The sequence below is a fragment of the Bombella favorum genome (genome assembly GCF_014048475.1).
GTDB lineage: Bacteria > Pseudomonadota > Alphaproteobacteria > Acetobacterales > Acetobacteraceae > Bombella > Bombella favorum.
In genome coordinates, this window is sequence record NZ_NWUS01000001.1 from 169,670 (window position 1) to 183,723 (window position 14,054).

A 14,054-nucleotide genomic window follows, 5' to 3' on the forward strand; every position below is an offset into this window, starting at 1 on the left:
GAAACGGATATTTATGTAATGATAGCCTTATTCTTGGAGCTTTCTGCCCGATGTCCATACACGACTGTTCGGATGATGCAGCACGATCTGCTGATAGTGCTTTCTCAGGTCGGTCGGCCCCCCGTACGGTCGTGATGAAGTTTGGCGGGACGTCCGTCAAAGACCTAGAACGTATTCGTATTGTAGCGGAGAAGGTCCGGAAGGAAAGAGCTAAAGGCCAGCGTGTGGCGGTGGTTGTTTCCGCTATGTCGGGCGTGACCAACCAGATGGTAGATTATTGCCGCACGTTGAATGCGCAGGCAGACCCGGCGGAATATGATGCGGTGGTGGCTTCGGGTGAGCAGGTGACAAGTGGTTTGCTTGCTATTGCTCTGGGGGCGTTAGGCGTACCGGCCCGTTCATTTCAGGGGTGGCAGATTCCTCTGCTGACTGATGAGATGCATGGTTGTGCTGCTATCGAGGATGTAGATGGAACGGCCCTGCGCCAGTGTATGGATCAGGGTATCGTGCCTGTGATTGCAGGCTTTCAAGGCGTGGATGCCAAAGGGCGCATTGCCACGTTGGGGCGGGGAGGCTCCGATACGTCTGCTGTAGCATTGGCTGCCGCTATCAAGGCTGATCAGTGTGATATTTATACGGACGTAGATGGTATTTATACGACTGACCCGCGTATCGTGAAGCAGGCTCGCCGTCTTGAGCAGATTACTTATGAAGAAATGCTGGAGCTGGCCTCTGTCGGTGCCAAGGTTCTTCAGACCCGCAGCGTGGGACTAGCCATGCGGGAAAAGGTGCATGTGCGTGTTCTGTCCTCTTTCGTAGAGACGGATGAGAACAGCGGAACCATTGTAGTGGATGAGGACGAAAGCGTGGAAAAGAAGCTGGTGACCGGTATTGCGTATTCCATGGATGATGCGAAGATTACCATCCGGCAGGTGCCTGATGAGCCGGGCATTGCAGCAAGAATATTCGAACCCCTCTCCGCTGCAGGACTGAATGTGGATATGATCGTGCAGAGCATTGGTGCAGATCGTAGCACGAACATGACCTTCACCGTTAGCAAGGGAGATGAAGGCCGGGCTTGCCAGATTCTGGAAGAAATGCGCCCCGAGATTGGTTATGGCGACCTGAACACTTCCAAGAATGTTGCAAAGATCAGCGTGGTCGGTGTGGGTATGCGCTCTAACACGGGTGTGGCGACTACTATGTTCCGGACATTGGCAGAAAAAGGGATCAACCTTCAGGTAATTTCTACAAGCGAAATTAAGATTTCCGTTCTGATTGACGCAGAATATATGGAGCTGGCCATGCGGGCGCTGCATACGGCCTATGGGCTGGATGCGGCCGAAGGAGCAGGGGCATGAGCGGGACAATGAACGCACGCGAAACGCTGGATCAGCTTTGGAAACCGGGGTGTGACTTTCTGGGCAGCCGCTATGCTCTCCTTGGCGGTGCCATGTCATGGGTGAGTGAGCGCAATCTGGTTTCAGCCATTTCTAATGCGGGTGGTTTCGGAGTGATCGCCTGTGGGGCGATGGAGCCGGAACGGCTTGAGGAAGAGATTGTTGCTACTCAGGCACTGACGGATAAGCCCTTTGGTGTGAATCTCATTACCATGCATCCGAAGCTGGATGCGCTCGTGGATGTTTGCCTTGCACATAAAGTGACGCATGTCGTGCTGGCAGGTGGCGTGCCGACTGGTGCCACCATCCGCCGGGTGCGTGATGGTGGGGCAAGGGTCATGGGGTTTGCGCCTGCGCTGGCTCTAGGTAAACGGCTCGTGAAGCTGGGGATCGAAGCTCTTGTTATCGAAGGCTCCGAAGCTGGCGGGCATGTCGGGCCAGTATCTTTGAATGTTCTGGCGCAGGAAATTCTTCCCAATATCACAGAGGTTCCCGTTTTCGTAGCCGGTGGTCTTGGTCGTGGTGATGCGGTCCTGTCTTATCTTGAGCAGGGCGCTGCTGGCGGGCAGTTTGGAACGGTCTTTGCTGCCTCCAAGGAAAGCATTGCCCACGAACGCTTTAAGGAGGCCTTCCGCCGGGGCAATGCTCGTGATGCTGTGATGTCCGTACAGCTGGATGAGCGTTTTCCGGTTATCCCGGTGCGTGGCCTTTCCAATGCTGCGACACGCCATTTCATGACCCATCAGGCTGATGTGATCGAGCGTTTCCGTAAGGGAGAGATCGAGCGGGAAGCGGCTCAGCTGGAGATTGAGCATTTCTGGGCTGGGGCCCTGCGGCGTGCCGTTATTGAAGGAGACGTGGAAAACGGCTCCATGATGGCCGGTCAGTCTGTCGGGATGGTTAAGGAAATCAGGCCGGTAGCGGATATCATCAATACTCTGGTGGATCAGGCCGTGGAAGCTCTTCAGAAGCGTGAGCGGCGTATCCATGCGGAGCCTGCACAGTAACGCTACCTTCGGATTGAAGGTCTGGTTATATGAGGAAGAGGGGGTGACGTGATGGACGATAAAATGAGGCAGGATATGGCCGGCCAGTCATCTGCCACTCTTGGGGGGCGCTTGATGGCCCGGCGTAAGGAGCTGGGCTGGAAGTTGGAGGATGTTGAGGCTTATCTGAAGGTAAGGCTTGCAACGCTTCAAGCTATCGAGAGCGGCCGCTATTCCGACTTGCCAGATGCAGTCTATGCTCTTGGATTTATCAAGAGCTATGCTTGCCTGCTGGGGATGGAGAGTGAGGAGCTCATACAGCAGGCGAAGCGGGAGCTCTCTGCTCTTACGCCAAAGCGCCAGACCGTTCATCTGACTCTCCCCGGCCCGCAGGAAGGACGTTCAGCAGGGCTTTGGGTCCTGCTGGGTATTGGGCTGGTTGTTATCGCTGGGGGCTATGCAGGATGGTATCATTTCTCCTCCCACGGGCAGCTTGCTTCGTCCATAATGCCATCTCATCTGGCCGATAATGCTGAGGTTCCGCACGCTGCGGTCGCACCAGCTGCCCCTCCGCAGGCCGCTCAAGCTCCAGCTAGTCAGCCCGTAATGGCTCAGTCTGGGGCAGCATCCGCACCTGTTGGGGCGCAGGAAGCGGCGACTAAACCGGATGATGGGGCGAAAGATACGCCTGATCTGCCGCCAGCGCCGGAAGTCGTTTCTCCATCGGCAACCGCAGTGCCTTCTACCGTTGATGCTGCAGGAAATGACATTTCCCATACTGGGGGTGATCATCCGGCTGATGTTCCTGCGGGGGCTTCCGTTCCTTCTGTGCAGTCTGTACCGGAGGCTCCTAAGGTCCCGGCTCAACCATCTGTGCCAACACAAGCAACTTCAACTCCGAATCAGGATGCAGGCGATCGGGTCGAGCTTCTGGTTCGTGAAGATAGCTGGGTGCAGATTATTGATGCTTCTGGGAAGTCTTTGCTGGCCCGGGTGCTGAAGAAGGGAGAGAGCTGGCAGGGCAATGCTGGGGAGACGTATCATGTTACCAGCGGTAATGCCGGGGGTGTTGTTTTTCAGGCGGGGAATGTTGTAAGCGCTCCCCTAGGGCTGCGTGGCAGGGTTGTCCGCAATCTGACGGTCGATGCGGCATCTGTGGAGCAGGGCCATTATGGCTACGGTTCTCTTGCCACTGGAGTGACCGCAGCACCGGAAGCAGCGGATGAACGCAGCCAGTAAAATCCTGTGACCGTTCATGTATGCGGTCACGTCAATCATGGGTCAGTCCAGTCAGGACCCGGAGAGGTTATTGATGAGCAGTTTACGTCCCTATCAGCATATTGAACGCCGTAAATCACGGAAGATCTATGTTGGTAATGTTGCCGTTGGTGGTGATGCGCCGGTTTCGGTGCAGACCATGACCAACACGCTAACAACGGATATTGAAGGAACGATTGCTCAGATCCGCAAAGCTGAAATGGCTGGCGTGGATATCGTCCGTGTATCCTGTCCTGATGAGGGAAGTACCAAAGCCCTGAAAACCATCGTAGAGGAAGTTAATGCGCCGATCGTGGCGGATATTCACTTCCACTACAAACGGGCTATCGAGGCGGCTGCGGCTGGTGCAGCTTGCCTGCGTATTAATCCGGGCAATATCGGTAGTGCCGACCGTGTGCGCGAAGTCGTCAAGGCTGCTCGTGACCACGGTTGTTCCATCCGTATTGGTGTGAATGCTGGCTCGTTAGAGCGTCACCTGCTGGAGAAGTACGGTGAGCCGAAGCCAGAAGCCCTGGTGGAAAGCGCACTGGAACACGCAAAGATTCTTGAGGATCACGACTTCCATGAATTCAAGATCAGCGTGAAGGCTTCCGATGTCTTCATGGCGGTGGAAGCTTACAAACAGTTAGCTGCTTGCTGTGACCACCCGCTGCATATCGGTATTACTGAAGCAGGTTCTAAGCGTGCAGGAACGGTGAAGTCCGCACTTGGTCTTGGTAATCTTCTTTGGGCTGGTGTGGGTGATACGATGCGTGTTTCCCTTTCTGCCCCCCCAGAAGAAGAGGTGCTGGTGGGATGGGATATTCTCAAGTCCCTCGGCCTGCGTCACCGTGGTGTGAAGATCATCTCCTGCCCATCCTGTGCCCGTCAGGGCTTCAATGTGGTGGATACAGTCCAGACGTTGGAGGACCGTCTCCAGCATATCAAAACGCCGCTGACGCTTTCTATCATTGGGTGTGTGGTCAATGGTCCGGGTGAAGCCCTGATGACCGATATTGGCGTGACAGGTGGCGGCTCTGGTCGGCACATGGTTTATGCAGCCGGTAAGCAGGATCACACTATGCCTGCTGAGAACATGATTGAACATATCGTGGAACTGGTAGAAGCTCGTGTGGCTGCCATTGAGGCAGGAACCGCCGAGAAGGCAGCGCACTAATGGCACGCTTTCAGCCGCCACGGGGAACAAAAGACCTTCTGGGTGAAGATATGCGCCGCCACCAGAAGGTCACGGGGATGGGAAAAACGATTTTCCATCGCTATGGTTTCAGCCAGTGGGCAACGCCTATCTTTGAGGATACACACGTTTTCGCCCGCTCTCTGGGGGAAAGTTCAGACGTTGTCTCAAAGGAGATGTATAGCTTTGAAGATCGTGGTGGGGAGAGCCTGACCCTTCGTCCAGAAGGGACGGCGGGTGTGGCTCGTGCGCTGGTCTCTAACTCCCTGACGCAGGCCCTTCCACAGAAGATTTTCTATACCGGTCCGATGTTCCGGTATGAGCGGCCACAGAAAGGGCGTTTCCGTCAGTTTCATCAGATTGGTGCGGAGCTGATCGGTGCGGAAAGCCCCTTCCGTGATGCTGAGATTATCGCCATGGCCCGGGATTTTCTTGTGGCGCTTGGTTTGGGGGATGATCTGCGGCTTGAGCTGAACACGCTGGGCGATAAGGCGAGCCGTATGGCATGGCGTGAGGCTCTGGTGGCCTATTTCCGTCAACATGAGGACCGTCTCTCTGAAGACAGCCGCTCACGGCTTGAGATCAATCCCTTGCGGATTCTGGATAGCAAGGCAGAGCAGGACAGGGCTCTGCTGGCTGATGCACCAGCTTTTGATGATTACCTCAATGACGAATCCCGTACTTTCTGGGGTGAGCTGAAAGCCGCTCTGGAGGCGTTTGGGGTTGCATTTGTAGAAAATCCTCGGATCGTTCGTGGGCTGGATTATTACAGTCACACCGTGTTCGAATTTGTTACGGATAAGCTGGGGGCACAGGGCACGGTGCTGGCTGGTGGCCGGTATGAGGGGCTTGTTGAAGAAATGGGCGGCCCTGCCGTGCCTTGTATCGGTTGGGCAGCGGGTGTTGAGCGGCTTGCCGCTCTGATTGAGGCTCCAGTGGCTGACGTCAGCGATGTGGCTATTCTGCCTATGGGAGATGCGGCCCTGCTTAAGGCGGCGTCTATTTCTCGCTCTCTGCGGGATAGTGGCCTGTCCGTTTCGATCGAGACACGAGGAAACATGAAGAAACGCATGGACCGCATTGTACAGTCTGGTGCGTCTCATGCTCTTTTCCTTGGGGATGATGATCTGGCACGGGATGTTGTGCAGCTGCGTCATCTGGCCTCACGGGAGCAGGAAGAGGTACCCGTGGCGGATATCGTTTCTGTGCTGGAGCGTGCCCGGGCCTCATGAGTGCGGCTATGGAGCATAAGCTGGAACAGATCATTGCCCGCTTTGAGGAAATGCAGGCAATGATGGCCTCTGGGGAGGCGAGCGGGGAGGAGTTCGTTCGTCTTTCCCGGGACTATGCCGCTATGGAGAAACCCGTGGAGGCCATCCGGGCATGGCAGGCGGCACAGAAGCGCCAGAAAGAAGCACAGGCCTTAATGCAGGACCCGGAAATGCGGGAGCTGGCCCGGATGGAGCTGGAAGAGGTCGAAGCGGACATGCCAGCCCTAGAGCAGAGCATGCAGCTGGCACTTCTACCACGGGATGACGCTGATGAACGTAGTGCCATTCTGGAGGTTCGCCCCGCTGCTGGTGGAGATGAAGCAGCTCTTTTCGCTGCGGAACTCTTTGAAGCCTACCGTCGTTTTGCCGAGGCCAATGGCTGGCGTTTTGAGGTCATGTCTCTGACGGAAAGTGATCTGTCCGGCATCCGGGAGGGGATGGCTACCATCACCGGGCGAGGTGTGTTTGCTCGCTTCAAATATGAGTCCGGTGTGCATCGTGTCCAGCGTGTCCCCGCTACGGAAAATCAGGGACGGATTCATACTTCCACAGTAACGGTGGCTGTGCTGCCAGAAGCTGAAGAGGTTGATGTGCAGGTGAATGAAGAAGACCTGCGGATTGATGTCTTCCGGGCCTCCGGTGCGGGGGGGCAGCATGTGAATAAGACGGAGAGTGCTGTCCGTATTACACATCTGCCAACGGGTGTTGTGGTGGCTATGCAGGAAGAAAAGAGCCAGCATCGCAATAAGGCAAAGGCTATGCAGATTCTGCGTGCTCGACTTTATGAGGCAGAGCGCCAGAAGGCACACGATAATCGGGCAGCGGACAGAAAGTCGCAGGTTGGCACGGGCGACCGTTCCGAGCGGATACGGACTTATAATTTCCCTCAGGGCCGGGTGACCGATCACCGCATTAATCTGACGCTCTATAAGATTGATCAGGTCATGGGGGGGGAGTTTGACGAGATTGTTAATGCCCTGACCCATCATGAGCAGATGGCCTTATTGGCGGAGGAAATCGGCAGCCCTTGATGGATGGTCCATCCTGCTGATTAGCTGGTGGAGGATACGCAGCGGGATGAAGCACCATTGCGATGGTCGGCGGCCGATAGGTCAGTTTCATCCATTAGGAAGAAATCCTTGAAGTTCTCGCTGCCAACAGCTTCAAAATAATGACCGTCTGGATTGTGTAGAACACCTTCTCCGCTGACATTCCGGGTTTCGGCATGGCCATCATGCATGACCGTTACAGTGCCGCAGAGTGTGTAAGGAATATCGACACGGCCCAATGGTAGGGGGATTGTGGCTGTGTCATCAGCATGGGCCAGATCAAGACGGAATGTTGCCGCCAGATGGCCATTGAGATAGAGGCGAGTGGATTCTGATACTTCATCAGGGGCCCGGCCATCATGAACGGTAAAGCTCCCTCCGGTTGGTCCATCCGGCATGGGGTTGATGGTTTCACTTTTCGCAGCGGGAATCAGCAGGACGCTGAGGCCGAGAGGAAAGAGCAGAGAACGCAGGAAACGGGATGGTATCATGTCTGGTCTTCCTGGAATGAGAAAGCGGTCGATCAGGGATAGCGTCTATGCGTAAAATAAATCTTTTGGAACAGGCGAGGGAGAGACTTTTTCAGGCTGGGATAGAAGAGGCAGCGTCAGAGGCTCGTTTGTTGCTGTGCTGGGCCTGTGGCTGGACCCGGATGGAACTGATGCAGCGGGACGAGATTCCGGACGATGCAGCAGAAAAATTTCAAGCTGCTATCCAACGGCGTAGCCAGCGGGAGCCAGTTGCCTTCATCATCGGGGAGCAGGGATTCTGGACGCTGGACCTGTATGTCTCGCCGGAAACTCTCATTCCCCGTGGGGATAGTGAGACCTTGCTGGAGGCTCTGCTAGACCATCGGCGGGACCGGCAGGCTGTCCGATCTGTCTTAGACCTCGGTACTGGAACAGGATGTCTTCTGCTGGCCGCATTGAGCGAGTATCCGCAGGCCTGGGGGCTGGGGGTGGATATTGCACCAGCGGCCGCCGCTCTAGCGCAACAGAATGCACGCCGTAACGGCCTGTCGGACCGGGCGGATTTTATAGCAGGGGATTGGGATGCTGCGGTGAGGGGGCGGTTTGATGTTGTTCTATCTAACCCGCCGTACATTGAACATGCGGAGATGGCCCGGCTGATGCCGGATGTAGCAGTGTACGAACCGCATCGGGCGCTTGATGGTGGGGATGATGGGTTAACGGCTTATAGGATCTTATGTAAAAGTTTACCACGTCTGCTTGCAGAAGACGGTTGTGCCGTATTGGAGCTGGGAATAGGGCAGGCACAGGCCGTCACTGCGTTGGCGGCAGAGGAAGGCCTTACGGTGCTGGAATGTAGGAAGGATTTGGGCGGTGTAGAACGTGCCCTTGTTCTTGCCTTTTCTAAGGAAAGCAGTTGGCTTATGGGCTGATGCCTGATAGATTGTTATAGGAAAATACAGGGGATGGACAGCATTACAGTGATGGCTGTCAGTCAAACGGTAAAGTGTCGTTTCCTCTGAGAGTGATGTTTCTTCGGACAATATGGGAAGAAGCGGCAGATTGGCTGCTAATAGCGCCATTGTGACAAGATTGCGGGTTTGAAAATATGAAGCGAATGAGGAACCGTCATCATCGTTCAGGCGGCGGTGGAGGAGCATCCCGTGGCAATAATGGTCAGATTCCGCTGAACCGGAATCATGTTTTTGAGAGCAACGGGCCTGATCTGCGCATTCGTGGTACTGCCCAGCAGCTGTTTGAGAAATATCTCCAGCTTGGTCGTGATGCGACAGGCACCGGTGACCGTGTGCAGGCAGAGGCTTATTTTCAGCATGCTGAACATTATTTCCGTGTGCTCAATGCCATGAATCAGGCCGCTCAAGCTGCTCAGCAGGAGCGTGCTGAACGGCAGCGTAATTATGAGCAGGCACGGCAGGAACGCCGGGAACGGCAGGAGCAGGACGATGAGGAGGCTCCAGCTCCCGCAAGTGAACGTCGTCCGCCGGAACGTCGTCGGCGTGCTGAGAAGCGCGAAGAAGAGGTAGATCAGGACGACGAGGATTAAGGTCCTTCTCACGAGTAGGCTATATGGGAAGCAGGTCGATCTATGTCGGCCTGCTTTTTTTACATCCGTTTCACAGCATTGAGGAACAGCGGAGGTATGATTTGCCGTACTGCTCAAGCCGCACCTGATACGATGCTCTATCTTATGAAGATTTTCCGGGAAAGGGGAGGAAAGATGGTAGCGGCGGACGGATTTGAACCGCCGACCAAGGGATTATGATTCCCCTGCTCTACCACTGAGCTACGCCGCCATCATGTCCTCTAGAAGGCGTTTGCCTTCCGATGAGGGTGCTTTTATGGCAGATGAGGGCAGAAGTCAACAGGGGTGGGGAAATATCATTATGTTTTTTTGTTGTTTTCTATTCACTTCCTGCGGCAGGGCTGTCATTTTCCGCTGATGGCGTGTTGAACCTTCAGTCAGAGGCCGTTTTCTTTTGTCCCAACATTTCACAAATATTCTCTTTGCATTCAGCAATGCGCTTTCCTGGCTACCACCTGCGTTGGTGTCAGTTTTGATGCTCGTTATCGTCGGCCTGACAGCGTTCTATGCGGGGCATGGGGCAAGTGCATTGATTCTACGTATCCCCGGCACACGCAGCGGGGCTATGATTCGCAATACCGTCAGCGCACTACGGCGGCCTATGCAGATTATGGTCACATTGCTGACCTTATTGGCAGCACTGCCAGCTGCAACGGGTTTCTCGTATGAGGAGGAGCAGAACCTCCGGCTATTTTTCTTCTTTTTGCTGATTCTTGTTTTTGGCTTTTCGCTCATCAGCATGTTTCGTCTGCTGTCAGAGGCTTACCTGAATCGTTTAGCACGGCTTGATTATGCCGATGATATCATGGCTCGTGCTCATCAGACGCAGATCAAGGTTCTCCGGCGGCTGGGTGAAATCTTGATCGGCCTTATCACCGTTGCCTCGGCCTTGATGTTGTTTCCATCGGTCAAGCAATACGGTGTCTCGCTCTTTGCCTCTGCGGGAGCGGCTTCGTTGATTGTTGGTTTGTCAGCCCGTGGGTTGCTTACGAATCTGATTGCCGGTGTGCAGATTGCTATCACTCAGCCCATCCGTATGGAGGATTTGGTCGTCATCAATGGGGATTGGTGTTGGGTGGAAGAGATTACGGCGACTTATGTCGTGCTGCGTGTCTGGGACTGGCGGCGGCATATCGTGCCCATTTCTTATTTTCTGGAAAACCGGTTCGAAAACTGGACACATAACTCTGCTGCCATAACAGGCGTTGTGTTTTTGTGGCTCGATTATGATGCCCCGATGGATGAAATCCGGGACATGCTGCGGGAGATTGTACGGAATTGCCCGCTTTGGGATGGTAAGGTGTTCGATGCTCAGGTGTCGGATTGTACTGATCAGGCCATGTCTGTGCGTGTCATTGCGAGTGCCCGCAACGCTATGCAGAGCTGGGACCTGCGTTGTGACATTCGAGAGAAGGCCATAGCTTGCATTCGGGAGAAATTCCCTCAGGCTTTACCGCGGCGGCGTGTGGCTTTTGTTTCACCAGAGACAGGTGCACGGTTGGATATAACCGACCCCGATACGTTGCTCTCGCCACCGGTTCATCGTCCTCCGCCGGGTAGTTATATGGGCCCAGGGAGTGGTCGCGAGGGCAAGGGATGATCGGTAATTACCGTCTTTAGACGAGGAATGGCCCGTCAGTTCTGGTCTAGCCAGAGCTGACGGGCTTATTTTTTACGGCTTTGTCGAGGCTGATGGATTGGCCATACGAGAGTTGTGATAGCCGTAGAAGCGGTAGGTTAATGCCCCGATTAGGAAGTAGGTCACCAGGAGGATGACAGGCACCGGATTGCCACCCAGTAGGGCGTGAATCATGTTGAAGATCAGAGGTAGGATCATAATCAGGCAGAAAATGATCCCTAGGACAGGCGTAACGCCAATCCAGAAGCCGCGGATGCGGATTCCGCCTAGCGGTACACTAAAGGGGCGCCGAGTGTCAGCAGCGTAATTCCGCTGCCAGATGACGGTAAAGCAGACCATGGCAAAGGCTAGAGCGGTGCCCAGTGAGACGAGATCACTGATGATATCGATGGGGAGGGTAGCCGTCATCAGGGCAATGATGGCCCCCATGATGAACGTGCCTCGGGCAGGCGTGCGATAGCGTTTGTGGATTCTGCTGAAGACGGCGGGGATGAGACCATCCCGTCCGGTGGTCAGAAGGATACGGGACTGCCCGTACATGAGGCCGAGCAGAACAGAGGATAGACCTATGGTGGCTCCTCCATTTACGAGTAGAGCTAGCCACGGTTTACCCATGGCTTCTGTAGCAACGGCGAGTGGATCAGCTACGTTTAGTTTGGTGTAAGGAACAATCCCCAGCAGAACAGCCGCTACAGCCACATAGATCAATGTGCAAATGAGCAGGCTGCCAATAATGCCGATTGGGATGTCACGGGTTGGGTTGCGTGCCTCCGAGGATGCTGTGGAGACGGCTTCAAACCCGCCATAGGCAAAGAAAATGATGGATGCTGCCCGGAAGATACCCGCCACCCCAAAGTGGAAATGCTCCTGAGCTGGTGGGATGAAAGGATGCCAGTTTGCCGGTGTGATGTAGCTAACGCCAATGATAAGAAACAGGAAAAGAACACCAATCTTCAAGGCCACTACGAGCGAGTTGAAACGTGCCGATTCTTCTACACCACGGGCTAGAAGGGCCGTAACGAGCAGAACAGAAATGAAGCCGATCAGATCAAGCCGGAAACCCGCCGTCAAAGCCGTTCCTTCGGAGCCGGGGACAGGCTGGAGACTGGTCTGGGTTAGCCAAATGGGTAGATGTATGTTGAAGATACCCAGCAGGGAATTCATGTAACCTGAAAGGCCAGCCGCCACGGCGGTGCAGGAAATGCCGTATTCCAGTAGCATCAGCCAGCTAACATGCCAGGCAGCCCGTTCCCCCATGGAGATATAGGCGTAAGAGTAGGAAGAGCCTGAAACCGGGAAGGTGGAGGCCAGCTCCCCATAACAGAAGGCTGTGAAAAGACATGCTGCCGCTGCAATCAGAAACGCGAGTAGTACGGCAGGGCCAGCATATTCGGCAGCGGCTGTTCCGGTCATAACATAGACCCCCGCACCGACGGTCGTCCCAACCCCCATGAGTAGTAGTTGTGTGGCTGTTAAACTTCTTTTGAGCGTGACGGAGTCATTCTCTGCCGTGATCTGATGCATGGTCTTGCGCCGTGGGTCACGACGCCGTCTGGTAGAGGAGGAGGGATGTTTGCTCATAAAGGTGGTGGATCGTCCAGAAAATGGAAACAGTCAGTGAGATGGAAGGCGTTGTAGCGTATGGCCTGAAAAAAAACAGCTACGGCTTATTAGGAGGGTGGGTGCTTCATGGTGGAATTATGCCGCCCATAGAACAGGTAGGTTGCAAAACCTAACCCTGTGTAGAGGACAAAAAACACGAGTGGGATGATATTCCCGTGCAGTGTGACGTGCAGCATGTTGAGCCCTAATGGCACCAGCATGCAAAGGCAGAAGAAAATCCCGAGCATGGGTGTAACTCCTAGCCAGACACCCCGGATGCGAATACCGCCGAGCGGAACCTGAAAAGGGCGAGGGGCGTTAGGTGCCTTGTTGCGTTGCCATATGACGGTGAAGCAGACAATGGCAAAGGCCAGCGTGGTTCCGATGCAGAGCAGGTCTCCTAGCAGGGCAATTGGCATGGTCGCACTCATCAGCCCCATGATGAAGCCAAGAATCAACGTGGCCAGCCAGGGGGTTCTGAAATGTGGATGCACAACACTAAAGACGCGGGGCAGGAGGCCATCATGGCTGATGGCATGGACCATACGGGAAATGGCATAAAGGAGGCCGATCAGTACGGAGAAGAGCCCGACCGTTGCACCAGCATTGATGAGAAAGGCAAGCCAAGGTTTATGGATCAGCCCTGTAGCAACGGCTAGCGGATCGGCTACATCCAACATCTGATAAGGGGCGATACCCAGCAGGATAGCTGCCACGATGACATAAACTAACGTACAGATGACGAGACTACCGATGATGCCGATAGGCACATCCCTGGTTGGGTTGCGGGCTTCTGCCGCAGCGGTGGATACGGTCTCAAACCCACCATAAGCGAAGAAGATGATTGAGGCTGCCCGGAAAATCCCTGCCACCCCAAAATGGAAATTCCCCTGCGAAGGCGGGATGAAAGGGTGCCAATTGGCAGGATGGAGATAGAACACGCCAACGCCGACAAACAGTGCCAGAACACCAATTTTGATGCTGACAAAGGCTGTATTGAATCGGGCTGCTGCCTCTATACCACGGGTGAGAACCAAACTGATGAAGAGCATGACTGCCAGACCAATCAGATTGATGCTTGGGTGGAAGGTCAGCAGCCCGCTGCTGGAGTGCGGTATGGATTGAAAAGTGGTCTGTGTGATCACATCTGGCAGGTAGATGCCGCATCCCTTGAGTAGGGAGGTCAGATAACCCGAGAACCCCGCTGCTACGGCGGTCCCAGCAATGCCGTATTCTAGCAGGAGAAGCCAGCCGATTACCCATGCCATTTTTTCTCCCATGGAGAGATAAGCATAAGCATAAGCCGACCCGGAAACCGGGAAGGTGGAGGCTAGTTCACCGTAGCAGAATGCCGTGAACAGACAGGACGCTGCCGCAATCAGGAAGGAGAGAAGAACGGAAGGGCCTGCATATTCTGCAGCTGCTGTCCCTGTGATAACATAGACCCCTGCTCCGATGGCCGTTCCCACACCCATGAGCAGTAGTTGCGTAGCGCCGAGACTGCGTTTGAAATTGTGTTGCTCTCCCGCAGATTGAATCTGGGAGAGAGTTTTACGACGTGCCTTGTTCATGGTGTTTCCAG

General features: G+C 54.8%; 12 protein-coding genes and 1 tRNA gene. 9 read left to right on the plus strand and 4 right to left on the minus strand.

The annotated features are described in order from the left end of the window. Positions 1 to 50 precede the first annotated feature (50 nt). The 6 genes from CPA57_RS00840 (at position 51) to prfA (ending at position 7,140) form a co-directional block, all read left to right on the plus strand. Positions 51 to 1,361: an aspartate kinase gene (locus tag CPA57_RS00840; RefSeq protein ID WP_182080667.1), complete on the plus strand. Its 1,311-nt coding sequence runs from the start codon at positions 51 to 53 to the stop codon at positions 1,359 to 1,361. Further along, complete coding sequence (locus CPA57_RS00845; RefSeq protein ID WP_182080669.1) at positions 1,358 to 2,407, plus strand: NAD(P)H-dependent flavin oxidoreductase; 1,050 nt, start codon at positions 1,358 to 1,360, stop codon at positions 2,405 to 2,407. Before CPA57_RS00840 ends, CPA57_RS00845 begins: the two co-directional genes overlap by 4 nt. Before the next feature lie 51 nt (positions 2,408 to 2,458). Beyond that, positions 2,459 to 3,625: a helix-turn-helix domain-containing protein gene (locus tag CPA57_RS00850; protein WP_229709238.1), complete on the plus strand. Its 1,167-nt coding sequence runs from the start codon at positions 2,459 to 2,461 to the stop codon at positions 3,623 to 3,625. 73 nt (positions 3,626 to 3,698) lie between these two features. Beyond that, on the plus strand, positions 3,699 to 4,820 hold the full coding sequence (ispG, locus tag CPA57_RS00855; protein WP_077395637.1) for a flavodoxin-dependent (E)-4-hydroxy-3-methylbut-2-enyl-diphosphate synthase: 1,122 nt from the start codon (positions 3,699 to 3,701) through the stop codon (positions 4,818 to 4,820). Then, entirely contained in the window at positions 4,820 to 6,070 is a 1,251-nt protein-coding gene (gene hisS / locus CPA57_RS00860; protein ID WP_182080672.1) for a histidine--tRNA ligase, read from the plus strand. The genes ispG and hisS overlap by 1 nt, the downstream gene beginning before the upstream one ends. Next, a complete protein-coding gene (prfA, locus tag CPA57_RS00865; RefSeq protein ID WP_182080674.1) occupies positions 6,067 to 7,140 on the plus strand; it encodes a peptide chain release factor 1 in 1,074 nt (357 codons plus the stop codon). Before hisS ends, prfA begins: the two co-directional genes overlap by 4 nt. 20 nt (positions 7,141 to 7,160) lie before the next feature. Here the strand turns inward: prfA and CPA57_RS00870 are convergent, their stop codons facing one another. After that, positions 7,161 to 7,649 (minus strand): hypothetical protein, encoded by a 489-nt coding sequence (locus tag CPA57_RS00870; protein WP_229709148.1) that lies wholly within the window; start codon positions 7,647 to 7,649, stop codon positions 7,161 to 7,163. A 47-nt stretch (positions 7,650 to 7,696) separates the two neighbouring features. Between CPA57_RS00870 and prmC the strand changes: the two genes are divergently transcribed. Both prmC and CPA57_RS00880 read left to right on the plus strand, forming a co-directional pair. Then, the gene (gene prmC / locus CPA57_RS00875) at positions 7,697 to 8,560 is read left to right on the plus strand and encodes a peptide chain release factor N(5)-glutamine methyltransferase (protein WP_182080676.1); all 864 of its coding nucleotides are present in this window, start codon (positions 7,697 to 7,699) and stop codon (positions 8,558 to 8,560) included. Positions 8,561 to 8,736: 176 nt separating this feature from the next. After that, positions 8,737 to 9,192: a DUF4167 domain-containing protein gene (locus tag CPA57_RS00880; protein WP_182080678.1), complete on the plus strand. Its 456-nt coding sequence runs from the start codon at positions 8,737 to 8,739 to the stop codon at positions 9,190 to 9,192. A gap of 175 nt (positions 9,193 to 9,367) precedes the next feature. Here the strand turns inward: CPA57_RS00880 and CPA57_RS00885 are convergent. After that, a tRNA-Met gene (locus tag CPA57_RS00885) sits at positions 9,368 to 9,442 on the minus strand. A gap of 183 nt (positions 9,443 to 9,625) precedes the next feature. Between CPA57_RS00885 and CPA57_RS00890 the strand changes: the two genes are divergently transcribed. Then, positions 9,626 to 10,831, plus strand: coding sequence for a mechanosensitive ion channel family protein (locus CPA57_RS00890; RefSeq protein WP_182080680.1), 1,206 nt, complete (start codon positions 9,626 to 9,628; stop codon positions 10,829 to 10,831). A gap of 72 nt (positions 10,832 to 10,903) precedes the next feature. Here CPA57_RS00890 and CPA57_RS00895 read toward each other — a convergent pair whose 3' ends face one another. Further along, positions 10,904 to 12,451 (minus strand): APC family permease, encoded by a 1,548-nt coding sequence (locus CPA57_RS00895; RefSeq protein WP_182080682.1) that lies wholly within the window; start codon positions 12,449 to 12,451, stop codon positions 10,904 to 10,906. An 89-nt stretch (positions 12,452 to 12,540) separates the two neighbouring features. Next, positions 12,541 to 14,043, minus strand: coding sequence for an APC family permease (locus CPA57_RS00900; RefSeq protein ID WP_182080684.1), 1,503 nt, complete (start codon positions 14,041 to 14,043; stop codon positions 12,541 to 12,543). Positions 14,044 to 14,054: the final 11 nt, after the last annotated feature.